Below are 24,791 nucleotides of genomic sequence, written 5' to 3' on the forward strand. Positions count from 1 at the left end.
CCGGCCCGCCTCAGTTCCGGTCCTGCGCCGGCAGGATCTGCCGCAGATGCGGGTCGGGGTGGAAGTCCCTGCGCCACTCGCGCGGATAGCCGACGGACGCCTCCACGTGCGGCACGCCGTCGTGCCAGGTGGTGCGCGGAATGTGCAGATGGCCGTAGACGACGGCGGCCGCGTCGTACTTCACGTGCCAGTCGGCGGTCAGCTCGGTGCCGCACCACAGGGCGAACTCGGGGTACCGAAGGACCCGGGTGGGTTCGCGCAGCAGCGGCCAGTGGTTGATCAGGACGGTCGGCATGCCCGCGGGACGCTCGGCGAGGCGCTCCTCGGTGAGCTTGACCCGCGCGCGGGACCAGTCGTCGCGGGTCGCGTACGGATCGGGGTGCAGGAAGTACTCGTCCGTGCAGACGACGCCCGCCTCGTGGGCCGCGGCAAGCGCCGTCTCCTTGGTGTGCGTGCCTTCGGGGCGGAAGGAGTAGTCGTAGAGCAGGAAGAGCGGGGCCACCACGGCGGGGCCGCCCGCGCCGCGCCAGACGGGGTAGGGGTCCTCCGGGGTGGAGACCCCCAACTGGCGGCAGAGCGCGACCAGATGCTGGTAGCGCTCCTCGCCGCGGAGCTGGACCGGGTCGTCCTTGGGCGTCCACAGTTCGTGGTTGCCCGGTGACCACACCACCTTGGCGAAGCGCCCGGCGAGGGTGCGCAGCGCCCACTCGATGTCGGCCATGCGCTCGGCGACGTCGCCGGCGACTATGAGCCAGTCGTCGTCGGTCTGTGGTCGGATGGACTCGACGTACGTCCTGTTCTCGGCGTACGCCACGTGCAGGTCGCTGATCGCCAACAGCTTCGGAGTCTTCTCGGATGCCATCACCGTGTGAGGCTAACCGAGTCGCGGCACGGCCGTCAGTGATGATCGTCGCCTCGCTGGATCGCGAGGTACTCCTCCGGTGTCGCCTTGGGCACCTGGGCGTGGGGCCCGTACATGGCGCGGGAGAGCCGGGAGCGCAGGCGTTCGGAGCGGGGCACCTTGCGGGCCACGCCGTTGGCGTCGACCACGGGTCCGATCTCGTAGGGCTGGGGCTGTTCGTGGGCGGTCAGGGTGTACAGCTCGGCCTGGGTCAGCGGTTCGTGGATCTCCACGTACTCGCCGTGCGGGAGGCGTTTGATGGTGCCGGTCTCGCGGCCGTGCAGCACCTTCTCGCGGTCCCTGCGCTGGAGCCCCATGCAGATCCGGTGCGTGACCAGATAGGCGAGGACGGGTACGACGAAGAAGCCGATGCGCACGAACCACGTGATGGCGTTGATGGAGAGGTGGAAGTGGGTGGCCCACAGGTCGTTGCCGCCGCCGATCATCAGCACCGCGAACAAGGAGAGCCAGGCGACGCCGAGCCCGGTGCGCACCGGGGCGTTGCGCGGCCGGTCGGCGATGTGGTGCTCCCTCTTGTCGCCCTTGACCCAGGCCTCGACGAACGGGTAGACGCCGATGGCGAGCAGGATGAGGGGGAAGAGCATGAAGGGGATGAACACACCCAGTTCGAGCGTGTGGCCCCAGGCGTTGATCTCCCAGCTGGGCATCACCCGGATCAGGCCCTCGGAGAAGCCGAGGTACCAGTCGGGTTGGGCGCCGGTGGAGACCAGGTCGGGCCGGTAGGGGCCGATCGCCCAGACCGGGTTGATCGACGCCACCGCGCCCATGATCGCCAGGGCGCCGAAGACGAGGAAGAAGAAGCCGCCGGCCTTGGCGATGTAGACGGGCAGGAACGGCGCCCCGACCACGTTCTTCTCGGTTCTGCCGGGACCGCCGAACTGCGTGTGCTTGTGGTAGAAGACCAGGATCAGATGGGCGACGACGAGCCCGAGCATGATCCCTGGCAGCAGCAGGACGTGGATCGGATAGAGCCGCGCGATGATGTCGTCGCCCGGGAACTCCCCGCCGAACAGGAAGAAGGAGATGTACGTCCCCACGACGGGGATGGAGAGGATGGCGCCCTGCGCGAAGCGGATGCCGGTGCCGGAGAGCATGTCGTCGGGCAGTGAGTAGCCGGTCAGTCCCGTGATGATGCCGAGGAACAACAGCGTCCAGCCGAACACCCAGTTGACCTCGCGCGGCTTGCGGAACGCGCCGGTGAAGAACACCCGCATCATGTGCACGAGCATCCCGGCGACGAAGACGAGCGCCGCCCAGTGGTGGATCTGCCGGATGAGCAGGCCACCGCGCACTTCCATGCTGATGTCCACCGTGGACTCGTACGCGCGGGAGACCAGGAGGCCCTTGAGCGGGACGTAGGGGCCGTCGTAGGTCACCTCGGCCATGCTCGGTTCGAAGAACAGGGTCAGATAGACACCGGTCAGGATCAGGATGAGGAAGCTGTAGAGGCAGATCTCGCCGAACATGAACGACCAGTGGTCGGGGAAGATCTTGCGCATCTGGGTCTTGGCCAGGGTGTGGATGCCGAGTCTGCCGTCCGCCCAGTCGGCGACCCGCTCCCCCTTTCCCGGCCGTGTGGGTCGCCCGCTCGTCCCGGTTCGCTCGATGCGTCCGCTCATGCGCGACTCCCTTTCAGGCGGCTATCCAGACTAGGTCGCCCTTATGACGGATCCAACGGCCCGGATGTGACAACCGGCGGCCCGGAGAGGCGAGTTCACGGCAGGAGGTAACGCTCGCACCTCTCGCCCCGCAGGTGTCCCTCCGGCAGGCGGCGGCCGTACGCGACGAGGAGGAGGTCCTGGGCGGCGCCGTGTACGGGGGTGCCGCCGCCGAAGGTCCAGTCGAGGTCGTCGGCGCGCAGTTCCACGCCGGTGAGGTCGGCCCCGAAGAAGCGGGCGCTCTTGGGGGTGACGTGGTCCAGGAGGATGCGGAGGCGATCGGGCGGGACCTCCCGGTCCAGGCCGAGGGCGACCGTGGCGTCGAGGCCGTGCACCACGTCGTGGCCGAGGGCCGAGGGGTAGCCGCCGACCGGGGGCGTCCAGGGGTGGTGGGCGTGGTCCCTGAGCAGCGCGGCCAGTTCGGCCGTGGTGAAGGCGGCGGCGTCCTTGCGGGCGCAGCGGTCGGTCATGCGGTGCAGGCTTCCGCGCGCCTTGACGAGTTCGGCGAGCGTCTTCGGCAGGGAGTGCCGGAAGCCGAGGGACATATGGGCCACGACCTCGCGTACGCGCCAGCCCGCGCAGAGCGAGGGCGCGTCCCACTGGTCGGCGCGCAGCCCGTCGAAGAGGTCGGCAAGGTCGCGGCGTTCGGCGGCGATCGCGGCCCTGATCTCGGTGTCGTCACGCGTGGTTCGGTTGCCCGTGGATCCGGTTCGGTTGCCCATGGATCCAGCGTGATCAAGCAACGGCCATAAGTCCAAGAGCGGTTGCTTCCCGCCACTAGCATCATCGGTTATGGAACTTCGGCAGCTGCAGTACTTCGTCGCCGTGGTCGAGGAGGCCAACTTCACCCGCGCCGCCGCCCGGCTGCATCTGGCGCAGCCCGGTGTGAGCGCGCAGATCCGGCAGCTGGAGCGGGAGTTGGGGCACCGGCTCCTGGACCGCTCGGGGCGGACGGTGACGCTCACCGAGGTGGGCGGCGCGGTCCTGCCCTACGCACGCGCCGCGCTCGCCGCCGCCGAGGGGGCGCGGCGGACGGCGGACGAGTTCACGGGGCTGCTGCGCGGGCAGGTCGCCCTCGGTCTCGTGTCGGGCGCCGCGGTCCACGAGTTCGACGTGGTGTCGGTGCTCGCCGACTTCCACGACGCGCATCCGCGGGTGGAGATCTCCGTGACCGAGGAGGCGTCCGACCGGATGCTCGCCGCGCTGCGCCGGGGTGAACTGGACATCGCACTGCTCGGCCTGGCCTCGGACCAGCCACCGGCGGACGTCTCGCTGGACCTCGTGGTCGACGAGCCGCTGGTCGCCGTCGTGGCCCCCGGCGACCGGCTCCTGGAACCCGAGGGCCGCACGAGCGTCCCGCTGGCCGAGCTCGCCGACCGGCCGCTGATCAGCCTGCCGCGCGGCACCGGGGTGCGCGCGGCCCTGGACCGGGCGTTCGCCGAAGCGGGCATCCGTCCGCGCATCGCCTTCGAGGCGGCCGCCCCCGCAGTCCTGACCCGGCTCGCCGTACGCGGCCTCGGCGTGGCCGTGCTGCCCGCGCCGAGCGAGGAGGCGCTCGCCGCGCTCGGCCTGCGGAAGCTGGCGCTCACCGATCCGTGCTCGCGCGGCAGGATCGCGCTGACCTGGCGCACGGACGGCCCCGCGAGCCCCGCGGCGCGTGCGCTGCTCGACAGGCTGCGGGCCTCGCTGAAGCCGGCGGCATCAACCGACCCTTCCTGAGGGCGCGTTGCTCCTCGGCGCCGGAGGCGCACCGTGCACCTCACACCCTCGGCTCCAACCGGTGCAGTCTGAGGGCGAGTTGTATCTCCAGGGTGCGGGACGGCGTGTTCCAGTCGTCGCCCAGCAGTCGCGCGACGCGCTCCAGACGTTGCACGACCGTGTTCACGTGGACGTGCAGCGCGGTCTTGGCCTTGGTCAGGCTGCGGTCCTTGCCGAAGTACGCCTCCAGGGTGCGCACCAGCTCCGTGCCGCGTTCGGCGTCGTAGTCGAGGAGGGGGCCCAGGGTGGCCCGTACATAGCCGCCCAGGTCGGCCTGTTCACCGATGAGCAGCCCCACGAAGCCGAGGTCGGCGAGGGCGGCGCCGTGCCCGGTGTGGCCGAGCGCCCGCAGCGCGGAGAGACAGCGCAGGGCCTCGCCGTGCGCTGCGGGCAGCCCCGCGGGTTCCCCCGCGGGGCCCGCGGCACCGACGGTGACCGGCGCGCCCACGGCCTGGCCCAGCTCGGCGGCGAGCGTGCGGGCGCCGGGGCCCGGCGCGTCGGTGGGCGTCACGATCACCACGTCGTCGTGCTGGAGCCCCGCGAGGCCGCTGCGCGCGCGGGCCGCGCGGTGCGCGGCGGTGAGCAGCCGCTGCCGGGGCACGCTCTCGCCGTGGGCGACGAACACCGTGTGCGGCCGGTCGAGCCGGACGCCCAGGCGCCGGGCGCGGCCCGCGAGGCCCGCGGGGTCGCCGGTGGTGGAGAGCAGGTCGCCCAGGAGTTCGCCGCGCACCCGGTCCTCGGTCTCTGCCACCGAGCGGCGCAGGAGCAGCAGCAGCGCGGTGACGACGCTCGCGCGCTCGAACAACCGCCGGTCGGCGTCGGCCAGTTCGGCGCGTCCGGTCAGGGCGATGCTGCCGAGGAGCTCGGGCCCGGCGAGGACCGCGCACACCCAGGTGCCGTCCTGCGGGACGGCGCGGCCACTGGCGCGCGAGGCGGCGACGGCCTGGGCGGGCGGGGGCAGCGGGTCGGACGCGGTGCGGGCCAGTTCGACGCCGTCCGCGTCGTGGATGAGGACGCCGCCGCCGAGGAGGGCGGCGATGCCGTCGGCGACGTCGTCCGCGCCGCCGCCGCGCAGCACGAGGTCGGTGAGCTGGTCGTGGGCCTGCTCGGCACGGCGCATGACCTGGCTGTGCGCGCGGATCGTCTCGGTGGCGGCGTTGAGGTCGACGAGCGCGGCCCTGGTCTCCTCCAACAGGCGCGCCCCGTCGATGGCGATGGCGGCGTGGTCGGCCAGCGAGGAGAGCAGCACGATCTCCTCCGTGGCGAACTCGCGGGCGGCGCGGTCGGCCGCGTACAGCACGCCGATGACGCGCGAGCCGAGCCGCAGCGGCACCCCGAGGATCGCCCGCAGCCCCTCCTGGAGGACGGCGCTGTCGATGGCGTCGGTGTGGTGGAAGCGGGGGTCCTGCTGGTAGTCGCCGGTGACGTAGGGGCGTGCGGTCTGGGCGACGAGGCCGCCGAGCCCCTCTCCCATGCCGAGCCGCAGCTGCTGGAAGGCGGCGGCCACGCTGCCGTCGGTCACGCGCATGTAGGTGTCGCCCGCCGTCTCGTCGTTGAGCGAGAGGTACGTGACGTCGGTGCCCAGGAGCAGCTTGGCGCGGCGCACGATGGCGCGCAGGACCGCGTCCGCGTCCCGCAGCGCCGCCAGGTCGCTCGCGGTGTCGAACAGGGCGGTGAGTTCGGCCTCGCGGCGGCGGTGCGCGCCCAGGGTGCGGTGGATGCGCAGCGCCACGTCGGTGGCCTCGTCGAGCGCCGCGAGGTCGGCGGCCGTGACACCGGCCTCGCGGGCGCGGGCGGCGGGCCGCGCGAACTCCTCGGCGGCCGCGCCCCGGTCGAGCAGGTCGAGCAGGCTGCGCAGACCGGCCTGGAGTTCGGCCCGGCCCGCGCCCTCGGTGGTGGGGAGCATGGAGCGATCGTCTCCCGGCGGGGTAGGTGCGGTCGATGGTCCGCCCCTGGTTCGGGGCGGACCGGTGGGGGCGACGGCCCGGCCCGGGTACGGGAGGGGGCCGGGGGGTGGTGGTCCGGAGAGGCTGCAGGGGAGACGGGGGCAGCGGACCCGAACCGCTGCAGGAGAGACAGGGCAGCGGACCGGAGAGGCGGCCGTGGCGTCGTCGCCCCGCGGACGACGGGGCGGTCTCGCCGCGGACGACGGACCCGTCCCACCGCAGGCGGCGGGACGGCCGCCCGGTGAGCCGCAGGCTCTGTCTCACCGTCAGCCGCCCAGCCGTACCTTCCCTGCGCGCTCGGCTGCCGGACGCGGGGCGGGTCCTCCGGCCTCGTCCGCGGACAGGTCGCGCCCCCTGGTCTCCCTGGCCAGGCGCACGGTCACGGCGGTGACGAGGGCGGCGAAGCACATGTACAGGGCGACCGGCAGCGCCGAGTCGAAGTCCTTGAGCAGCTCGACGGCGATGATCGGGGCCAGCGCGCCTCCGACGATGGAGGCGAGCTGGGAGCCCATCGAGGCGCCCGAGTAGCGGACCTTGGTGTCGAAGAGCTCGGAGATGAAGGCGGCCTGCGGCCCGTACATCGCGCCGTGGAAGAGCAGTCCGACGGTGACCGCGAGCGCGATGACGGGGAAGGAGCGCGAGTCGAGCATCGCGAAGAAGGCGAAGGCCCAGCCCGCCATCCCGAGCGCGCCGATCAGCGTGACCGGGCGGCGCCCTATGCGGTCGGAGAGGGCGCCCCACAGCGGGATGGTGACGAAGTGGAACGCGGAGCCGATGAGCACGGCGTTGAGCGCGTCGCTCTTGGGAAGCTCCAGGTGCACGGTGACGTAGACGAGGACGAAGGCGGTGAGGATGTAGTAGGAGATGTTCTCGCCGAAGCGGGTGCCGATCGCGGTGAGCACCTCGCGCCAGCTCCTGCGGAACACCTCGACCACCGGCGGCTGTTCGGCCACCCCCGCGGTGGCGTCCGCCTCCGCCTTCTTCTGTGCCGCCAGGAAGACCGGTGACTCGGTGACGGAGATCCGGATCCACAGGCCGATCATCACGAGGACCCCGGAGAGCAGGAAGGGGACGCGCCAGCCCCAGGCCTCGAAGGCCTCGTCGGACTGGACGGCGGCGAGCAGCGCGAGCACACCGGTGGCCAGGAGGTTTCCCCCGGGGGCGCCGGCCTGCGGCCAGGAGGCCCAGAAGCCGCGCCGCTCGTCCCCGCCGTGCTCGGACACGAGCAGCACGGCGCCGCCCCACTCGCCGCCGAGCGCGAAGCCCTGCACCAGGCGCAACACGGTGAGCAGGATCGGGGCGCCGACGCCGATGCTCGCGTGGGTGGGCAGGAGGCCCATCGCGAAGGTGGCGCCGCCCATCATCAACAGGCTGACGACGAGCAGCTTCTTGCGTCCCATCCGGTCGCCGTAGTGCCCGAAGACGACCCCGCCGAGGGGGCGGGCCGCGAACCCGACGGCGTAGGTGAGGAAGGAAAGGAGCGTGCCGACCAGGGGGTCGCTGGAGGGGAAGAAGAGGGTGTTGAAGACGAGCGCGGCGGCCGAGCCGTAGAGGAAGAAGTCGTACCACTCGATGGTGGTGCCGACGAGGCTCGCCGCCACGATGCGGCCGATTCCCGCGCGGGTCGGCGGAGCGGATCCTTGCGAGGCCATGTGCACCACTTCCAGATGTTCTGCGGGGACGCTTCCGTACCGGCACAAGGTAGGAAACCGCAGATCAGTGGCGTATATGGCGGAGCACCATGGTTCGCTGTCCGGCCCTGTGCGCCACCGACATGCCCGGGCCATCGGGCAGTTGTGACACCGCGTTATCACTTGATCCACATTCGCCTGGCATCTTCATGATCACGAGGGCCGCACGACCGGCGGCCCTGCCATGGAGGGGAAGGTGAGCACGTCACCCATGCGTACAACACCCAGGAGAACCGCGGGACTTCGCAGATCCGCCCTACCCGGCGCGGCACTGCTCGGCGTCGCGGCCCTGCTCGCCGCGGCGGCACCCGCCGCACAGGCCGCGGAACCCGCCGCCCATGCCGCCGACCCCGGTCCCGATCCCGCGCCGGAGCTGATACCCGGTCAGCGCACCGCGACACCCGCCCTGGTGAACGGCATCGAGGAGCCCGCGCAGGACTCGGGCAGCGCGGCGGAGGCCGCCAAGAAGCACCTCGAACAGAAGAAGAGCCGCTACCGCATATCCGACCCCCGGCGTGACCTGACCGCCGGGAAGACGGTGCACGGCAGGACCGGTGACGCGGTCCGGTTCCAGCAGAAGCACAGGGGCATTCCGGTGCTCGGCGGCCAGTACCTGGTGCGCCTGGCAAAGAAGAAGGGCGGCGACCGGGTCGTCACCGGCACCTCCGGAAAGTACTTCACCGGCCTGACGGTGGGCACCGAGGCGAAGGTGTCGCAGGACACGGCCGTCGAGCGGGCCACCGCGGCCGCCCTCACGGGGCTCTCCGAGGGCGGGGCCGGCAGCCTGACCAGGCTGAGCGGGCCGGATGCGCCGGGGCACGAGGGCGCCGCCAAGAAGCAGCGGGGGAAGGCCACTTCGCTCAAGGGGAAGTCCCACGGCCTCGTCGTCCTCCCCCAGGGCAAGGGCGTCCTGACGTACCACGTCACCGTCACCGGGCAGGACCCGTCGACCGGGGCGCCGGTCAAGCAGGAGATCTACGTCGACGCGGACGCCGGGTTCCCGGTGCTCAGCTACTCCGGCATCCAGGCCTTCGACGACGCCCCGTCCGGACACCCCGGTTCCCAGGGCTCGGGCGTGAAGCTGGACGGCGGCAAGGTCTCCCTCGACGTCACCGAGGACGCGAAGTCCGGGACGTACGGGCTGATCGACCAGCGCCGCCAGTGGGGCGGCAGCAAGAACCCCATCACCACGTACGACGCGCGCGACGTGGACGCGAACGACGCCTCGGGCACGTGGCCGAAGGGCCTCAAGGACGTCACCTCGCCGACGCCCGAGTTCGGCAAGGACGCCACCGAGTCGGGCGCGGTCGACGCGCACTGGGCCGCCGGTCAGGTCTACGACTACTACAAGTCCAAGCACGGCAGGGACAGCCTCGACGGCAAGGGCATGGCCATCAACTCCCTGGTGGGCGTGACGGATCAGGGCCTGCCCTTCGTCAACGCCTTCTGGGACGGCCAGAAGATGGTCTACGGAGGCGGCGACGAGGAGAACAAGGTCTTCTCCGCCGACCTGGACGTGGTCGGCCACGAGATGACACACGGCGTCGTCGAGCACACCGCGGGCCTCGTCTACACCGGCCAGTCCGGCGCCCTGAACGAGGCGGTCGCCGACTACTTCGGCAACGCCATCGACGTCACCGCCACCGGCAACGAGGACTCCCCCGAGGCCTCGCTGATCGGCGAGAACCTGTGCCGCACGCAGGGGCCGAAGGACTGCGCGATGCGCGACCTGAACGACGGCCGCACCACCGGCAAGGACTTCCTCGGCGTCACCTACGCAACCGACAGCGGGGGCGTGCACCTCAACTCCACCATCTTCTCGGGCGCGTTGTGGGACATCCGCGAGGACCTCGGCGGCGACCGCGCGGACCGGATCGTCTACAAGGCGCTCACCGAGTACCTCACCCCGCTCGACGGCTTCACCGAGGCGCGGAGCGCGGTGGTCGCCGCCGCCAAGGACCTCGGCACCAAGGGCAGGGACCTGCGCGCGGTCAACCGCGCCTTCGACGCGCACGGCATCGTCAAGGGCTGGGAGAAGGCCATCGGCGCCGACTCCGACAAGCTGCTGGGCGACCTGAACATCAAGCGGACCGGCGCGGGCGCGGGCGGCGGCTGGTGGGCCACCTCCAAGTCCGACGAGGAGGGCGGCGAGCCGTACTCGGTCCACGCGGGCCGCACGGACGGCAAGGGCACCCCGAAGCTCCTGAGCCCCAACGACGGGCGTTTCCACGTCTATCCGGACACCGACGGCAAGACGGTGGCCTGGGCGGCGTACGGCGCGGACAGCGTCGAGATCCTCTCCCGCCCGCTCAGGGGCGGCCCCGTCAAGAAGCTCTGGTCGGCGGGCACGACCGTCGGCAACGTCAGGGTCTCGGGGAACACCGTGGCCTGGCAGGAGTCCAGCCCTTTCGGGCAGCAGCGCGTCGCGTACATCAAGCCCGGTGAGCGCGAGCCGCACTTCGTGGACGGCGGCCGTTACGACGTACTCACCGCGCTGCCCACGCTCCAGGGCGACAAGCTCGGATACGCCAAGGCCTACACCGACAAGGACGGCATCGACCAGATCTCGACCGAGATCACGGACGTGCGTACGGGCAGGCAGACGCTGGTCCCGGCCAAGGAGAGCCGCCTCGGCATCTCCACGCCCACGATCAACGGCACGTACCTGTACTGGCTGGTCGACGACATCGCCGACGACAACCGGCAGGGCCTGCGCCGCGCGAAGCTGGACGGCACGGGGCTGACCGACGTCATTCCCGAGGACGGCAAGGACTCCTACTTCTGGGGTGTGGACGCCTCCGACACGGCGCTGACGCTGACCCGGTGGAAGCCCGAGCGCGGCTGGAGCAACAGCAACCTCACCAAGCTCGTGCAGACGGACCTGGACGGCAAGGGTCTGTCGCGGGTGTCCTGCAACCGCGGCGAGCAGAGCTACGCCGCGGCCGACACCGGCAGGCGCGTGGTATGGATCGACGGCACGACCGGCCACACCGACCTCGTCACCCGGGCCCGGCCGGCGGGCAACTGCACGTAGTACCGCCTGAAATTACCCACAGGTAGGGCGTGACTTCCCATGCCGACGGCAGTAGAACTCGTTTCCGTTCACTCAAACGTGAGGAAGATCACATGAGTGCATCCACCGTGCGTGACACCGGATCCGAGGGTGTGTCACGTCGAAGATTCATCGCTGGAACGAGTTCTCTTCTGGGGGGCGTGGCCCTGGCGGGCCACGCCCCCGCTGCCGCTGCCGCCGCCCCGGCCCGTGTCCCCGCCCTGGTGATCGGCACCGGGTACGGCGGCTCCGTCGCCGCGCTGCGGCTCGCAGAGGCGGGCGTCGACGTGCACATGGTCGAGATGGGCATGGCCTGGGACACCCCGGGCTCCGACGGCAAGATCTTCGCCAACACGACGAGCCCGGACGTCCGTTCCTACTGGTTGCGCACCAGGACCAAGCAGCCCATCAGCAACTTCCTCGGCTTCCCGCTCGACAAGGACGTCCCGCGGTACACCGGGATCCTCGACGCCGAGGAGTTCGGCGGCATCATCGTCTACCAGGGACGCGGCGTCGGCGGCGGTTCACTGGTCAACGGCGGCATGGCGGTCACGCCGAAGCGGGAGAACTTCGCCGCCGTACTGCCTTCCGTGGACGCGGCGCAGATGTACGGGACCTACTACCCGCGCGCCAACGCGGGCCTCGGCGTGAGCACCATCGACCCCGCCTGGTTCGAGACCGCCGAGTGCTACCAGTACGCCAGGGTCGGCCGCAAGCACGCGCAGCGCTCCGGCTTCGGGTTCGTCTTCGTGCCCGACGTGTACGACTGGGAGTACATGAAGCAGGAGGCGGCGGGCACCGTCCCCAAGTCGGCGCTCGCCGGAGAGATCCTCTACGGCAACAACCACGGCAAGAAGTCGCTCCAGCAGACCTACCTCGCGCGCGCCAGGGCCACCGGCCGTGTCACCATCTCCCCGCTGCACAAGGTCACTTCGGTCGCCCCCGCGTCAGGCGGCGGCTACCGCGTCACCATCGACCGGCTCGACACCGGCGGCGCCACCACCGCCACCGAGGAGGTCACCGCCGACAAGGTCTTCTTCGCCGCGGGCAGCGTCGGCACCAGCAAGCTCCTGGTCGAACTGAAGGCCACCGGCGCGCTGCCGGGGCTCAACGACGAGATCGGCAGGGGCTGGGGCGACAACGGCAACGTCATGTGCGGACGCGCCAACCACATGTGGGACGCGACCGGCAAGCTCCAGTCGTCCATCCCCACGGCGGGCATCGACAACTGGACCGCGGGCGGCGCCTTCGCCGAGGTCGCGCCGCTGCCCACCGGCATCGAGACGTACGCGTCGTTCTACCTGTCCATCACCAAGAACCCGAACCGCGCCCGGTTCACCTGGAACGCCACCGCCCGCCGGGCCGAGCTGAACTGGCAGACCGCCTGGAAGCAGCCCTCGATCGACGCCGCCAAGACGATCTTCGACAAGATCAACGCCAAGGAGGGGACGATCTACCGGACCGACCTCTTCGGCACGTACAAGATCTGGGGCGACCACCTCACGTACCACCCGCTCGGCGGCGCGGTGCTCGACAGGGCGACCGACAACTACGGCCGCCTGCACGGGCATCCGGGGCTCTACGTCATCGACGGCTCGCTCATCCCGGGAAACACCAGCGTCAACCCGTTCGTCACCATCACGGCGCTCGCCGAGCGGAACATCGAGAAGATCATCGCCACCGATCTGTGAGCCGACTACCCACGTGACGACGGGGGTTGAGACATCAGGACTTGGGCAGCACGCACACCGTGTCGAGGCCGAGCACGTGGTTGAGCCGGCCGAACGCGAGCCAGGACCCGATGCTCATGCTCAGCTCCACGATCTCGGCCTGGCCGTAGTGCGCGGTCATCCGCGCCCAGAACTCCTCGTCCAGGCCCAGGTGGTCCAGGGCGTACCGCTCGGCGTACTCCGCGGCCAGCCTCGTACGGTCGTCGAAGGCGTCGGTGGTGCGCCACTGGGTCACCGCGTCGGCGAACCCCTCCTCGACCTTGTGCCCGTCCCGCTCGGTGCGCCAGTCCAGGCAGAACGCACAGCCGTTGATCTGCGCCACGCGCAGCCGGGCCGCCTCGAACTCGCGCAGGCCGAGCGTCGTGTGGGCGTACACCGCGAGCGAGAAGTTCGACGCGGCCTGCCCGATCTCCGGGACCATGTCGCCCCACACATAGGGGATCGGGTCCTGGCCCTCGGGGATGTCGATGCGCAGCGCTGAGCCCATGGGTCACTTCCTTCCGAGTCGGCCCGCCGCCGGGCGCAGCGGGACGTCGAGCGCGTCGTACAGGCCGGGTTCGGCGTCCACGAGCCAGTCGACGGCGTTGACCAGACGGCCCACCGCGGTGGCGTTGCCGCCCGCGGAGCGGTTCTCGTCCTCGTCGGTGGCCTCGACCGTGACCACGATGCGCGGGCGGCCCTCGACGATCACGCGGTGGGCTCCGTCGCCGTCGCCCGGCGGGGTGGGCCAGTGGGGTGCGGCGGAGGGGTGGATGCGGGTGATGTGCTCGATGACGATGCGGGGTTCGCCGCCGACGACACCCTGCACCTCGAAGCGCACCGCGCCCTGGGTGCCCGCGGCGAACTCCCCCATCGTCCGCGTGCGCACCCCCGCGTCGAGGGCGTGCCGCTCCAACGTCTCGCGGATCTCGTCGAGTTCGACGCCGAGCGCCCGCGCCATCAGGCGGATCTGGCCGCCCCACACCAGCGTCGGGACCGAGGGCGCGAGCATCGGCGGCTCGTACTCCATCGGGTGCCCCATGCCGATCAGGTCGCGGACCGCGGCCTCCTGGTCGTACGTCGAGTAGTCGAAGATCTCCTGGCAGCGGATCGCGTCGACGGCGGAGCCGAGGCCGCTGATCAGCAGCGGCAGCACGTCGTTGCCCCAGCCTGGGTCGACGCCGGAGACGAACAGCGAGCCCCCGCCCTCCGCGACGGCCGCGAGCACCGGGTCCCTGAACTCCGGTGGCGCTCCCCGCCGGTCGTAGAGCGGGTACAGCGCGGGCGTGACGACGACCGCACCGGCCCGCACCGCCCTGACGACGTCGGCGAGCGCCTCGTCGGGGCGCAGGTCGCCGGAGGCCGCGTACACCACGGCGTGCGGCCGGGCGGCGAGGACCGCGTCGACGTCACCGGTCGCGGCGACCCCCAACCGGCGCTCGAGACCCGCGAGTTCACCTGCGTCACGGCCGATCTTGGCCTTGCTGTGCACGAGCACGGAAGCGAGCGAGAGCGCGGGATGGGCCTCGACGGCGCGGACGGCCGCACGGCCGACATTGCCGGTGCCCCAGACCACCGTGGGAATCATGCGCGGAGGGTAGCGAGGGGTGCCTTCGGTTGACAGAGGCACGACCCGAGAAGAAAAGAAACGTCTTCCTCCACGCCTCTCCGAAGTCGTGTACCGCCGGTACGCTGAACGCATGCTCCTGGGGCGTTCCGCGGAATGTGCTCGTCTTCTCGCCCTCATCGACAAGGCACGCGGGGGCGAGAGCGGCGCCCTGCTCATTCGCGGGGAAGCCGGGATCGGCAAGACAAGCCTGGTGAGTTACGTCGCCGAGCAGGCCGACGACCTGCTGCGGCTCGGCACGCGCGGCGTCGAGGTCGAGTCGGACCTGCCCTATGTGGGCCTCGCCGATCTGCTGCGGCCCGTGCTGCACTTCCTCGACCGCATCCCCGAGCGCCAAGCCGCCGCGCTCACCGGCGCGTTGGCCCTCGGACCGGCTGTGGCCCAGGACCGCTTCGCGGTGGCCGCGGGCACCCTCAGCCTGCTCGGCGCGCTCGCCGAGGAAGGCCCGGTCCTCGTCACCGTCGACGACGCGCAGTGGCTCGACCCGTACTCCCTGGACGCGCTCGCCTTCGCCACCCGCAGGCTGGGCCGCGAGGGCGTCGTCGTCCTGTTCACCACCCGCGACGAGCTGGAGGAGGCCGCCACCCGGCTCGCCGCCATCGACACGCTCACCCTCGTCGGCCTCGACACCGAGTCCGCGCAGCGCCTCATCGCCGAGGAGGGCACCGCCGAGCTCACCGACCAGGAGACCGCACGGCTGCTCACCGAGGCGCGCGGCAACCCCCTGGCCCTGATCGAACTGCCCGCGCTCCTCGCCGGCAGCGGCGCGGGCGACGAGACGGCCGACTCCGGGGCGCCCCTGCCCATCGGCGAGATGCTGGCCCACACCTTCGGCAGCGCGGTGGCCCGGCTGCCCCAGGAGGCACAGGACGCGATGCTGCTGCTCGCGGTCCTCGGCACGCGGCCGCTGGCAGGGACCGAGGCGGCGCTGCGGGCGCACGGGCTCAGCTACGAATCGCTGGAGGCCGCCGAGGCCGCCGGCCTGGTCGTCGAGGAGCAGGACGGGTACGCCTTCCGGCACCCGCTGGTCCGCTCGGCGGTCTACCACGGCGCCACGCCCGTGCGCAGGCGGCGGGCCCACCACGCCATCGCCCGCTCCCTGCAAGGAGCCACCGCCCCCGCCCTGGAGCAGTACGCCTGGCATCTGGCCGCCTCGGGCGCGGAGCCGGACGAGCACGTCGCCTCCCTTCTGGAGAACGCCGCCGCCGGGGCCCCCGAGACCCTCGCCTACCCCCTGGCCTCACGGCTGTACGAGCGGGCGGCGCGGTTCACGCCGGAGGGGCAGCGCAAGGCGGAGCGGCTGCTGTGCGCGGCCCGCGCCTCCCAGGCGGCGGGGTCCCTCAACGAGGCGGCGGCGATCCTGGACCGCGCGCTGGAACACGCCGAGCAGCTCGGCACCCAGCTCGACATCCGCCAGCTGCGCTGCTACATCGACGTGCAGCGCGGCCAGCCGATGCGCTCGCGCGAACTGCTCAAGTCCGCGGTCGACGAGGCGGAGAAGGTCGACCCGGCGCTCGCCGCGGTCATGCTGGGCGGCATCGCGCTCACCGAACTGGCGGTCGGCGACCTCACGGCGGCCCGCGGCAGCTCGGCCGCGGCGATGGAACTGGCCGACTCCGCGCACGAGACGCTCCTGCCCGTCCGTCTGCTGCGCACCCTGGTGCTGCTGCTCGGCGGGGACGCCGAGGCGGGCCGTGCCCTGCTGCGCGAACTGGCCGAGCCCCTCGCCTCGCCCGACCCGGCCTTCCCCTACCCGCTCTCCGGGGTGGGCGGCCTGTGCCACCTCGCGGCCGAGGAACTCGACGAGGCGCACAGCCTGTTGGACCGCGCCGCGTACACCGCGCGCAGCTCCAGCGCGGTGGGGCTGCTCTCGCATCTGCTGTGCACGCTGTCGGTCGTGGAGTTCTGGCGGGGCCGCTGGACGCCGTCGCTCGCCCACGCCGACGAGGCGGTGCGGCTCGCCGAGGCCACGGGACGGCTGATCGAGGTGCCGCGCGGGCTCGCGGCGCTGGCCAGGACCGAGGCCGCCCTCAACCGCGAGGACGACTGCCGGCGGCACGCGGCTCAGGCCATGGAGTGGGCGGCCTCCACCGAGCTGCCGATGGACGCGGCCCGGGCAGGCGGCGCGCTCGGCCTCCTGGAGCTGGGCCTCGGCCGCTTCGAGGAGGCGGTGCACCGCCTGGAGGAGGTGCGGTCCTTCTCCCAGCGGCACGGCAGGGGCGACGGCCTGTATCTGACGTGGGCCGCCGACCTCGCGGACGCGTACGTCCATCTGCACATGACCGCGGAGGCCCGCGAGGTCCTCGCCGTCCTGGAGTACGAAGGGGGCCGCGGCCACCGCCCCGTCACCGCGGGCGCGGCGGCGCGCTGCCGCGGGCTGCTCGAACCGGACGACGCCGAGGGGCACATGAGGCGCTCCCTCGCGCTCCTCTCCGAGCGTCCCGTGCCCTTCGAGCGGGCGCGCACCGAGTTCGCGTGGGGCGAGCAGCTGCGCAGGCAGGGCAGGCGCAGCGAGGCCCGGCGGCTCCTGGAACGGGCCCTCGCCACGTTCGAGCGGCTCGGCGCGTCCGGGTGGGCGGCGCGGGTGGCCGCCGAGCTGCACGCCGCGGGCGGCACCGAAGTGCGCCCGGAGCGGGCCCCGTTGGAGCGGCTGACCCCGCAGGAGCTGCAGGTCGCCCTGGTGGTCGGGCGGGGCCTGACCAACCACGAGGTGGCGGAGCGGCTCTTCCTCAGCGTCAAGACCGTGGAGTTCCATCTGAGCAACATCTACCGCAAGCTCGACGGGGTGCACCGCAGGGCGCAGCTGGTCCGGCTGCTCGCTCAGGCCTCGGAGGCGTCGCCTGTGTGACCCGGCCCACCGGCGGGACCTTCGCCGACTCCTGCGTCCACGCCACCGCGGGGGACGGCGGTCGCCGCGGTGGTCATGTCCGGTCCTCCGGGGACGGCACAGGCGCTTCCGGCGGATCGGGCACGTCGGCGAGCAGGCCCGCCGCGGCGAACGCGTCGGCCGCTCCCGGCAGTTCGAGGACTCCGGTGTCCCGGAACAGGCGGACGCTGTGGCGCGCGGTGGAGCGCAGCGCCGCCTTGCTCCGCGGGGTGTGGTAGCTGTCCGCGATGACCTCCCGCACGGCGTCGTGGTCGAGCCCCGCCACGGTCAGCGCGGCGCCCACGGGCCGCAGGTCGGGCGTGAGGCTGGTGACGATCAGCTCGGGCAGGCACCGCGCGGCACGCCGCTTGAGCGGTGTCGGCAGGTCGCTCCACAGCCGTTCGAAGAAGCGGGAGAAGTACACGTGGTGGTGCCCCTCGTCCCGGGCGTGGTCGCGGACGATCTCCCGGACCACGGGCAGCACCGCGCGGTCCTTGGGCACTTCGTTCAGGACCGATGTGACGAGCGTCTCGAAGACGACGACCTGGAGCAGCTGCGCCAACACCGGTTCCCCCGCGAGGAGTTCGGCGCCGATGCCGTCGAGCTGGGACAGGAACGGGTCGAAGGCGTAGGGCAGCGGCGGGATGCCGGTCGCCTCGGCGATCTGCTCGACGACCTCCAGGCTGAACAGGGCGTGGTAGCCCTCGTCGCAGTAGATGCGGTAGGCGTCCAGGCGCACCGCCGCGGGCAGGACGAGGCCGGTGCGGCCGTCCGCGATGCGCTCGGTGGCGCGGTTGACCACGCGTGTCTCGAAGTGCGCGGTGAACGTCAGGTAATGGAACAGGTGCCGGGCGAGGAGTTCGTGGCGCCGCCGGTCGGGCAGCGCGCGGACCAGCGGGTGGTCCCAGTACGGGACCAGGTGGTGCGGGAAGAACCGGGTGGCGGGGTCCAGGGGCCCGCGCACGGTCCGGTGCGGGCCGCTGCGCACCCCCGACCGCTCGTACCAGTCCGGTGTGGCGTTGTCCGTCATCTCTTCTCTGATCTCGCGGTCCGGGCCCCGAGGCCTCTCCGCCCCGGGACCCGGGGTTCGGTTCGGCCTCAGGGCCCGGGGTCGGTTCGGCCTCAGGGGTCGCGGTCGGGGTCGGGGTCGGGACAGTCTCAGGGCCCGGGGTCGAGACGGTCTCAAGGCCCCGGTTCGGAACGGCCTCAAGGCCCGGGGTCGAGACGGCCTCCAGGCCCCGGTTCGGGACGGCCTCAAGGCCCGGGGTCGGGTCGCTCCTGCTCGGCAGCGGAGTCGCCTGCGGGTTCGGTGACGGTCACGTCGCGACCCGCTCACCGAGCACCGACTCCAACGGCCTTTCGTCCAGGCGCGCTTCGGCCGCCGCCTCGCCCAGCCGGGCGGCGGCGCACACGGTGGGCGTGCCGGCCGCGCCGTCAACGGGGTTCATCGGTCCTCCTCGGCCGGTGTCTCGCGCCGGGGCAGGGCCACGCACTCGGGCGCGGACCCGAACCCCTGCTCGCGGCAGAAGCCACCGGAGTGGTTGCCCAGGCGCACGTCGAACCTGACGTCGGGGTGCGGCCGGCTGACCCGGCGCAGGAGTTCGCTGCCGATGCCGCGGCGCCGCCGGTCGGGGTGGACGACCAGGTCGGCGACGAGGGCGTTGAACGACAGGTCGGTCAACACCCTGATGAGGCCGACCAGTTGCCCCTCCACGCGGGCGGTCATGAGGTGCGGGGAGGTCTCCAGCATCCGGCGCATGCGCTCGGCGTCGCCGAGCGGCCCGTTCGGTACGGCGGCGCGGAAGAGCTCCGCCACCTCGGCGGCGTCGGGGAGTTCCTCGGCGTACGCGACGGACGAGGGCCGCGCGCACGAGGGCGTCGCCAGCGAGGGCGACGCGAGCGGAATCCGCTCCCCCGGCCCTTCCCCGGCGGCGACGAGACCGGCCTCGAGCCCGTCGAGGATGCGGTAGGTGTCGGCCTTGAGGGTGGCGGCGTCCTCGGCGGTGACGTACGCGATGCCGCCGATGCCCGGCTCGGCGGACGCGGCGTCGTAGCGGGGCATGACGGCCCCGTCGGGGATGGTGCCGCCCTCGACGACCTCCACGGTGGTGCCCGGCGACACCAGTGAACTCCAGTTGAACGTACGCCAGTTGAAGCGCGGCAGCGTCTGCCACGGAGTGCCGCGGGAGTCGGTGGCGATGAGCGTGAGCGACGCCGCGGCCCGGCCGTCCGCGGCCACCAGCATGCGCTCGGGGTACTTCTGGGGCTCGCCGAGCGCCTCGCGCGCCTGCAGGGTGATCAGATCGACGCCGAAGACCTCCGCCACCTCGCGGGTGACCATCGCGCCGCCGACCCGGGCGGCGGTCTCCAGGAGGGTGACGCGCTCGTCCGCCATCAGCATGAGTTCGGTGTGGGTGGCGCAGGTGTCCAGGCCGAGCGCGTCGACGGCGCGGCGCGCGTGTTCCTCGACGACGCGTTGCAGCCGTTCGGGCAGGACGCACGGCGCCTGGTTGCCCAGCTCGGTGAAGGGGGCGACGGTGGGCAGCCGGCCGGTGACGCAGACGGGGTGGTAGGCGCCGCCCGCGACCATGCCTTCGACGCTCACGCAGTCGCCGTAGCCGCGCGTCCCGTCGTCCTCGGTGCCGTACCAGGACGCGGTGGTGGAGGCGATGAGCTCCTCGGCGACGAACGAGGGCGCGCGTTCGCCCGGCGTGTAGTCGCCGAACCCGTCGCGGCACGCGGCCCGGTCTACCTCCAGGGACCGGTGCCAGACCGCGGCGATGTCGGTTTCCTCGTCGACGATGACGTGGCCGATCGAGTCCGCGCCGTCGGCGCGCTTGAGGAGGAAGGGCGCAGCGAGCCGGTCCTTGGCACGCTGCAGGTCACCCAGGCTGCCGACCTGGCGGAAGCGCGGCACGGGCACGCCCGCGCGCTGCCAGCGCAGCCGCATCAGCCACTTGTCGCGCGCCCGGACGGCGTTGACGCCGGGGCCCGGCAGGCCGAGGCGCAGACAGGCCTCGGCGACGGGCCGCACGGCGTACTCGGAGAACGTCAACAGGCCGTGGGCGCCGATCAGTTCGGCGTGTTCGGTGAGCGCCGCGACCGGGTCGGGGTCGTCGCCGCGGTCGATGACATCGACGCAGTGGCGGTCGAGCTGTCCGCGCGCGAAGGCGTCGACGGGCGCGAGGAGCACCGCGTGCACGGACGCGGTGGCGGCGAGCAGCGGCAGGGCGTAGTCCAGGGGCGGGCCGCTCCGGCCCGCGACGAACAGCAGTCGTTTCACAGTCTTCTCCGTGATGCCTTGTCCGTGATTCCGTCTCCGTGGTGCCGTCTCCGTGGCGCCTTCTCCGTGGTGCACGGGATGCGGGTCCGTGGAGACGCGGGCGGCGTCAGCGCTTCAGCGCGGTCCCCAGGCCCCGGTGGCGGGCGATCCTGAACACCCGGTGGGCCAGCGCGATGTCCTCGACGGCGAGGCCGAAGGGGTTGACGACGATCAGCTCGTCATCGGACTCGCGGCCGGGGCGCGCTCCCGTGAGCAGTTCACCGATCGTGGCGGCGTCCTCCTCGCGTACGCGTCCCTCGCGCAGGAGCCGGCCGAGCGGGCGGTGCGGGTCGTCGCGGATGAGGCCCCGGTCGTCGACGTACACCTTGTCGGCGCCGAGCAGGACTTCCTCGGTGAGGTCGTCGAGCGAGACGTTCACCGCGAGCGCGCCGGGGGCCAGCCAGGAGCGCTCGACGTAACCGCGCCGGGTGCCGGTGCAGGCGATCACCACGTCGGCGTCCCGCGCGGCGCTCCGCGCGTCGTCGGCCGCCGTGATCTTCACGCCGTACCCGGCGAGGGCCGCTCCGTTGTCCCGTTCGAACTCGGCGACGCGGCCCGGCACGGCGTCGTACACCGCGATCTGTTCCAGGCCCGGCATCCGGCGGGCGAGCATCAGGGCGTGCTCGCGGGCGATGACGCCCGCGCCGTAGAGCGCGGCGGTGCGGGTGCCGGGCCGCGCGAGGCGGCGGACGGCGAGCACGGAAACGGCGGCGGTGCGCAGGGCGCTGATGTACGCGCCCTCCATGACGCACAGCGGCCGCGCGGTCCTCGGGTCGAAGAGCACGGTCAGGCCGCTGGCGCGCGGCAGGCCGTGGTCGACGTTGCCCGGGTTGGCGTTGATGATCTTCGTCCCGGCGGCGGTGAGGCCGCCGTTCACAAGGCCGGGCATGGTGATGCTGCGGGCCTCGCCGCCGCCGGGCGGCTCCCAGCCGAGGCAGGCCCCGGGCGGCAGGACCGTCCTCCCCGCGGCGTGCGCGACGAGCGTCTCGTGCATGCAGGCCAGCGGGTCGATCTCGGCGCAGGCCTGGCGGACCTCCTCGCCGCAGAGATAGGTGAGCGTGTCGGGACGGCGCGTGATGGTGCCGTGAGCGGGCATGGTGATCTGGTCCCCCGTTGTGGTGCGCAATGCATGTCGTACGTGGTGGTCTGCTGTCAGGCGAGGAGCGCCGCGTCGACAGCGGGGCGCGCGGCCGCGGTCCCCATGAGCCTCTGGTCGTGCAGCCGGGCCGCGCTGTACACGGTGTCCTCGTGGCGGTCGGCGCCGTCCGCGCGGAGGCAGACGACGCGTCCGGTGTCCGGGTGTTCGGCGAGATGGCGGGCCGCCGCGGCGAGCACCGCTCCACCGGAGCCGCCGACGCCCACGCCGGTCGACGCGCGCAGCCCGCGGCAGGCCGCGACGGCTTCGGCGTCCGGGATGTGCCGCACCTCGTCGCAGTCGGCGGGGCGGGCGAACGCGGAGGGCCTGCCCGCGCCGATGCCGGTGAGCACGCGGCGCCCCGGCGTGCCGCCCGGCGCCTCGGAGCCGCGGACGTCCACCGCGACGACGCGGCACTCGGGGGCGGCCATGCGCGGGTACGGGGAGACGCCGGCCAGGGCGCCCCCGGTGGAGACGGCGACGAAGACGGCGTCGGGTCCGCCGCGCCCGTGGCGCAGGATCTCGGGCCCGGTCTGTTCCCGGTGGGCGACCAGGGCGTAGGCGGTCCGGTCCGTGACCGAACCGCCGCGGTTGAACTGCTCCGGCTTCAGGCCCGCTTCCCGCCACCGTCCGGCCACCCGCAGCCGCACAGAGAGCAGGGGGGTGCGCCCGAACCCGGAGACGTCGCGCACCCGAGCGGGGGTGCCTTCCCCGGGCACCCCCGTCCCCCACCCTCGCGACGGTCGCTCCCCCGGTCCCGGGCGGCCCGTCCGTGCGTACACCCCCGTAGTACGTCCGGTCACCGGCTTCCTTCTCCCCCGTATCGGTGTTTCCAGGTCCGCCGCGGCTCCGCGACCGTGGCTCCACCTTGGCCCCGTACGGGGGTGGGGGCGACCGTGAAAACCCTGGGGTCTGGCGGCGGGGGCCGGGGTGGGCGGCCGGGGCGGGCGGGCCGCACGGTGCGGGCGGGGCGAAGACGCACGCGCCGGGGCCCGGTGAGCCGGTGGTTCCGCTGTTCAACCACTGCGTACGGCGGCCGAACCCAGGGTTTTCCTCGGGCGGTTCGGGGTGGTCAGCTCGCTCCCCAGCCGCCGTCGAGAGACAGCGAGGCGCCGGTGAGATGTCCGGTGTGCGGTCCGCAGAGCCAGAGCGCGAGGGCGGCGACCTCGGCGGGTTCGATGAGCCTCTTGATGGCGGAGCGGTCGAGCAGGACGTCTGTGACGACGTCCTCGGGGGCGATGCCGTGCACGGCGGCCTGGTCGGCGATCTGGCCCTCGACCAACGGCGTACGCACATAGCCGGGGTTGACGCAGTTGCTGGTCACACCATGTGCGGCTCCTTCGAGTGCGGCGACCTTGCTGAGCCCTTCCAGGCCGTGCTTGGCGGCGACGTACGCCGATTTGTAGGGGCTGGCCCGCAGCCCGTGCACGCTGGAGATGTTCACCACGCGTCCCCAGCCGCGCCGGTACATGTGCGGCAGGGTGTTGCGCAGGAGCAGGAAGGGCGCGGTGACCATCAGGCGTTGGATCAGCTCGAAGCGGGCGGGCTCGAACTCCTCGATGGGGGCTACGTGTTGGGTGCCCGCGCTGTTCACCAGGATGTCGACGGCGGCGGGCAGAGCGGTGATCGCGTCGCCGTCGGTGAGGTCCACGGCGTGCGGCACGCCGCCGGTCGCGCCGGCCACGGCCTTCGCCGACTCCGCGTCGATGTCGACGACGTGGACGAGGGCTCCCGCGGCGGCGAACGCCTCGGCGCAGGCCCGCCCGATGCCGCTGCCGCCGCCGGTCACCAGGGCGGTGCGGCCGGTGAGGTCGTGTTCGCTCGTCATGCCAGGAACGCTAGGGATACGGGGCGCGCTCCTCCCATGGTCGCGGCCACCACAGTGCGCGGCGGCGGGGTGTGGGCGGGCGCCGTACCGGGGCGGGCCCCTCGGCTAGCCGCGGCGGCCGAGTTCCCTGGCCCGCGTGTGGGACCAGCCCGCGAGCAGCACGCCGACGGCGGTCAGGGCGGCGTACGCGACGATCAGCACCGCGAAGCCGCCGGGGAGCGGGCCGAGGAGGCCGGTGTGGTCGTGGTCGATCAGGAGCCGGACCGCGCCTTGCCCGAAGGTCACCATCAGTACGGCACCGAGGATCTGCAGGATGTCGTATTTCACGTTACGAACGTACCACCGGGGAAACACCAAGAAGCCTTTTACACCGGCCTGACCTCGCCTTTCGTCACACTTTTCACGTTCTACAATGGGAAATGTGCGTGACGAAAAGAGAGCGAAGGACGCGGCGGAGAACAGGGCGAAGGGGTGCCGGACGTGCGGCGCCGCCCTGCCCGCGGGGCGGCGCGGCCGGCCGGCCGTCTACTGCTCGCGGAGCTGCCAGGCGCGGGCCTACCGCCGGCGCAGGAACCCGCCCGTCCCCTCGCCCGCCGCGGCGCGGGCCGAGCCGACGGACACCGGGGCCCGCAGGCGCCGTCTGATCGCCGAGGCGGTCTGGCGCATCGCCGCCGAGCGGGGCCTGGAGGCGGCCAGCATGCGGGAGATCGCGGCCGAGGCCGGAGTCTCCCTGCGCGTCGTGCAGTACCACTTCGGCAGCAAGCACCAGCTGCTCGTCGCCGCCCTGCGGCTGCTCCACGAGGACAACGACCGCGGCGCGCGCTCCCGCATCCCCGCGGGCCTCACCGACCCCCGCGCCCTCCTGCGTGCCGTACTCGACGAGTTTCTCCCTCTTGACGGCCAACGGTCCGATGCGCTGCGGGTGTTCGCCGCGTACTACGCGCGCAGCCTCACCGACCCCGAGCTCGCGGCCGTCTTCCTCCACGACGAGCAGCCGCTGGAGCGGCTCGTCGCCGACCTCATCGCGGCGGGCGGGGCCGCGGCGGGCCTCGACCCACGGCACGAGGCCGATCTGCTGGTGTCCGGAGCCACCGGACTCGGCATGGACGTGGTGCACGGACGCCGTTCCCTGGCCGATGTCCGCGAGGCGCTCGACTACCACGTCGGACGGATCTTCGAACAGACCGGCGGCGCGGATTCCGCCATCAACTCCCGGGTTGTCTAGACCCGTTGACAGCCATTCGAGGGCTCCCTAATGTCCCAAGGACCGCCTCGAA

General features: G+C 72.5%; 19 protein-coding genes. 5 read left to right on the plus strand and 14 right to left on the minus strand.

Features of this window, described 5'->3' with window-relative positions:
• Window positions 1–10 precede the first annotated feature (10 nt).
• The 3 genes from ACZ4D5_RS08445 to ACZ4D5_RS08455 all read right to left on the minus strand — a co-directional run bounded on the left by ACZ4D5_RS08445 (window position 11) and on the right by ACZ4D5_RS08455 (window position 3,302).
• On the minus strand, window positions 11–862 hold the full coding sequence (locus tag ACZ4D5_RS08445; RefSeq protein ID WP_467771585.1) for a metallophosphoesterase family protein: 852 nt from the start codon (window positions 860–862) through the stop codon (window positions 11–13).
• Between the two features lie 35 nt (window positions 863–897).
• The gene (gene qcrB / locus ACZ4D5_RS08450) at window positions 898–2,541 is read right to left on the minus strand and encodes a cytochrome bc1 complex cytochrome b subunit (protein WP_467771586.1); all 1,644 of its coding nucleotides are present in this window, start codon (window positions 2,539–2,541) and stop codon (window positions 898–900) included.
• Window positions 2,542–2,636: 95 nt separating this feature from the next.
• On the minus strand, window positions 2,637–3,302 hold the full coding sequence (locus ACZ4D5_RS08455) for a maleylpyruvate isomerase family mycothiol-dependent enzyme (protein ID WP_467771587.1): 666 nt from the start codon (window positions 3,300–3,302) through the stop codon (window positions 2,637–2,639).
• A gap of 70 nt (window positions 3,303–3,372) precedes the next feature.
• Between ACZ4D5_RS08455 and ACZ4D5_RS08460 the strand changes: the two genes are divergently transcribed.
• Window positions 3,373–4,299 (plus strand): LysR family transcriptional regulator, encoded by a 927-nt coding sequence (locus tag ACZ4D5_RS08460; protein WP_467771588.1) that lies wholly within the window; start codon window positions 3,373–3,375, stop codon window positions 4,297–4,299.
• A gap of 40 nt (window positions 4,300–4,339) precedes the next feature.
• Here ACZ4D5_RS08460 and ACZ4D5_RS08465 read toward each other — a convergent pair whose 3' ends face one another.
• Together ACZ4D5_RS08465 and ACZ4D5_RS08470 are read right to left on the minus strand one after the other, a co-directional pair.
• The gene (locus ACZ4D5_RS08465; protein ID WP_467771589.1) at window positions 4,340–6,244 is read right to left on the minus strand and encodes a helix-turn-helix domain-containing protein; all 1,905 of its coding nucleotides are present in this window, start codon (window positions 6,242–6,244) and stop codon (window positions 4,340–4,342) included.
• A 306-nt stretch (window positions 6,245–6,550) separates the two neighbouring features.
• Window positions 6,551–7,936: an MFS transporter gene (locus ACZ4D5_RS08470; RefSeq protein WP_467771590.1), complete on the minus strand. Its 1,386-nt coding sequence runs from the start codon at window positions 7,934–7,936 to the stop codon at window positions 6,551–6,553.
• A gap of 250 nt (window positions 7,937–8,186) precedes the next feature.
• On the opposite strand from ACZ4D5_RS08470, the gene ACZ4D5_RS08475 reads away from it, so the two are divergent.
• Both ACZ4D5_RS08475 and ACZ4D5_RS08480 read left to right on the plus strand, forming a co-directional pair.
• Window positions 8,187–11,009, plus strand: a complete 2,823-nt coding sequence (locus ACZ4D5_RS08475) for a M4 family metallopeptidase (RefSeq protein WP_467771591.1) — start codon at window positions 8,187–8,189, stop codon at window positions 11,007–11,009.
• 92 nt (window positions 11,010–11,101) lie between these two features.
• Entirely contained in the window at window positions 11,102–12,718 is a 1,617-nt protein-coding gene (locus ACZ4D5_RS08480) for a GMC oxidoreductase (protein WP_467771592.1), read from the plus strand.
• A 34-nt stretch (window positions 12,719–12,752) separates the two neighbouring features.
• Here ACZ4D5_RS08480 and ACZ4D5_RS08485 read toward each other — a convergent pair whose 3' ends face one another.
• Together ACZ4D5_RS08485 and ACZ4D5_RS08490 are read right to left on the minus strand one after the other, a co-directional pair.
• Window positions 12,753–13,244: a carboxymuconolactone decarboxylase family protein gene (locus ACZ4D5_RS08485; protein WP_467771593.1), complete on the minus strand. Its 492-nt coding sequence runs from the start codon at window positions 13,242–13,244 to the stop codon at window positions 12,753–12,755.
• A 3-nt stretch (window positions 13,245–13,247) separates the two neighbouring features.
• Window positions 13,248–14,324, minus strand: coding sequence for an NAD(P)H-dependent amine dehydrogenase family protein (locus tag ACZ4D5_RS08490; protein ID WP_467771594.1), 1,077 nt, complete (start codon window positions 14,322–14,324; stop codon window positions 13,248–13,250).
• 112 nt (window positions 14,325–14,436) lie between these two features.
• Between ACZ4D5_RS08490 and ACZ4D5_RS08495 the strand changes: the two genes are divergently transcribed.
• Complete coding sequence (locus tag ACZ4D5_RS08495) at window positions 14,437–17,211, plus strand: helix-turn-helix transcriptional regulator (protein ID WP_467771595.1); 2,775 nt, start codon at window positions 14,437–14,439, stop codon at window positions 17,209–17,211.
• Window positions 17,212–17,284: 73 nt separating this feature from the next.
• Here ACZ4D5_RS08495 and ACZ4D5_RS08500 read toward each other — a convergent pair whose 3' ends face one another.
• From ACZ4D5_RS08500 to ACZ4D5_RS08530, 7 genes are all read right to left on the minus strand, one after another.
• Window positions 17,285–18,259 (minus strand): diiron oxygenase, encoded by a 975-nt coding sequence (locus ACZ4D5_RS08500; protein WP_467771596.1) that lies wholly within the window; start codon window positions 18,257–18,259, stop codon window positions 17,285–17,287.
• 286 nt (window positions 18,260–18,545) lie between these two features.
• Window positions 18,546–18,677, minus strand: coding sequence for a hypothetical protein (locus ACZ4D5_RS08505; RefSeq protein ID WP_467771597.1), 132 nt, complete (start codon window positions 18,675–18,677; stop codon window positions 18,546–18,548).
• The gene (locus tag ACZ4D5_RS08510) at window positions 18,674–20,512 is read right to left on the minus strand and encodes a GNAT family N-acetyltransferase (protein ID WP_467771598.1); all 1,839 of its coding nucleotides are present in this window, start codon (window positions 20,510–20,512) and stop codon (window positions 18,674–18,676) included. The genes ACZ4D5_RS08505 and ACZ4D5_RS08510 overlap by 4 nt, the downstream gene beginning before the upstream one ends.
• A 106-nt stretch (window positions 20,513–20,618) precedes the next feature.
• Window positions 20,619–21,647 (minus strand): ornithine cyclodeaminase family protein, encoded by a 1,029-nt coding sequence (locus ACZ4D5_RS08515; protein ID WP_467771599.1) that lies wholly within the window; start codon window positions 21,645–21,647, stop codon window positions 20,619–20,621.
• A gap of 56 nt (window positions 21,648–21,703) precedes the next feature.
• Complete coding sequence (locus ACZ4D5_RS08520; RefSeq protein WP_467771600.1) at window positions 21,704–22,405, minus strand: pyridoxal-phosphate dependent enzyme; 702 nt, start codon at window positions 22,403–22,405, stop codon at window positions 21,704–21,706.
• Window positions 22,406–22,758: 353 nt separating this feature from the next.
• Window positions 22,759–23,514: a 3-hydroxybutyrate dehydrogenase gene (locus ACZ4D5_RS08525; protein ID WP_467771601.1), complete on the minus strand. Its 756-nt coding sequence runs from the start codon at window positions 23,512–23,514 to the stop codon at window positions 22,759–22,761.
• Window positions 23,515–23,619: 105 nt separating this feature from the next.
• Window positions 23,620–23,841: a hypothetical protein gene (locus ACZ4D5_RS08530; RefSeq protein WP_467771602.1), complete on the minus strand. Its 222-nt coding sequence runs from the start codon at window positions 23,839–23,841 to the stop codon at window positions 23,620–23,622.
• Between the two features lie 94 nt (window positions 23,842–23,935).
• On the opposite strand from ACZ4D5_RS08530, the gene ACZ4D5_RS08535 reads away from it, so the two are divergent.
• Window positions 23,936–24,739, plus strand: a complete 804-nt coding sequence (locus tag ACZ4D5_RS08535; RefSeq protein ID WP_467771603.1) for a TetR/AcrR family transcriptional regulator — start codon at window positions 23,936–23,938, stop codon at window positions 24,737–24,739.
• Window positions 24,740–24,791: the final 52 nt, after the last annotated feature.

Source organism: Streptomyces sp. NPDC025651 (genome assembly GCF_055558735.1).

Coding starts and splice junctions, on each gene's coding strand:
- ACZ4D5_RS08470 (WP_467771590.1), bottom strand. CDS start 7,936: ATGGCCTCGCAAGGATCCGCTCCGCCGACCCGCGCGGGAATCGGCCGC.
- ACZ4D5_RS08475 (WP_467771591.1), top strand. CDS start 8,187: ATGCGTACAACACCCAGGAGAACCGCGGGACTTCGCAGATCCGCCCTA.
- ACZ4D5_RS08485 (WP_467771593.1), bottom strand. CDS start 13,244: ATGGGCTCAGCGCTGCGCATCGACATCCCCGAGGGCCAGGACCCGATC.
- ACZ4D5_RS08455 (WP_467771587.1), bottom strand. CDS start 3,302: ATGGGCAACCGAACCGGATCCACGGGCAACCGAACCACGCGTGACGAC.
- ACZ4D5_RS08460 (WP_467771588.1), top strand. CDS start 3,373: ATGGAACTTCGGCAGCTGCAGTACTTCGTCGCCGTGGTCGAGGAGGCC.
- ACZ4D5_RS08480 (WP_467771592.1), top strand. CDS start 11,102: ATGAGTGCATCCACCGTGCGTGACACCGGATCCGAGGGTGTGTCACGT.
- ACZ4D5_RS08495 (WP_467771595.1), top strand. CDS start 14,437: ATGCTCCTGGGGCGTTCCGCGGAATGTGCTCGTCTTCTCGCCCTCATC.
- ACZ4D5_RS08505 (WP_467771597.1), bottom strand. CDS start 18,677: ATGAACCCCGTTGACGGCGCGGCCGGCACGCCCACCGTGTGCGCCGCC.
- qcrB (WP_467771586.1), bottom strand. CDS start 2,541: ATGAGCGGACGCATCGAGCGAACCGGGACGAGCGGGCGACCCACACGG.
- ACZ4D5_RS08445 (WP_467771585.1), bottom strand. CDS start 862: ATGGCATCCGAGAAGACTCCGAAGCTGTTGGCGATCAGCGACCTGCAC.
- ACZ4D5_RS08465 (WP_467771589.1), bottom strand. CDS start 6,244: ATGCTCCCCACCACCGAGGGCGCGGGCCGGGCCGAACTCCAGGCCGGT.
- ACZ4D5_RS08490 (WP_467771594.1), bottom strand. CDS start 14,324: ATGATTCCCACGGTGGTCTGGGGCACCGGCAATGTCGGCCGTGCGGCC.
- ACZ4D5_RS08515 (WP_467771599.1), bottom strand. CDS start 21,647: ATGCCCGCTCACGGCACCATCACGCGCCGTCCCGACACGCTCACCTAT.
- ACZ4D5_RS08500 (WP_467771596.1), bottom strand. CDS start 18,259: ATGACGGACAACGCCACACCGGACTGGTACGAGCGGTCGGGGGTGCGC.
- ACZ4D5_RS08525 (WP_467771601.1), bottom strand. CDS start 23,514: ATGACGAGCGAACACGACCTCACCGGCCGCACCGCCCTGGTGACCGGC.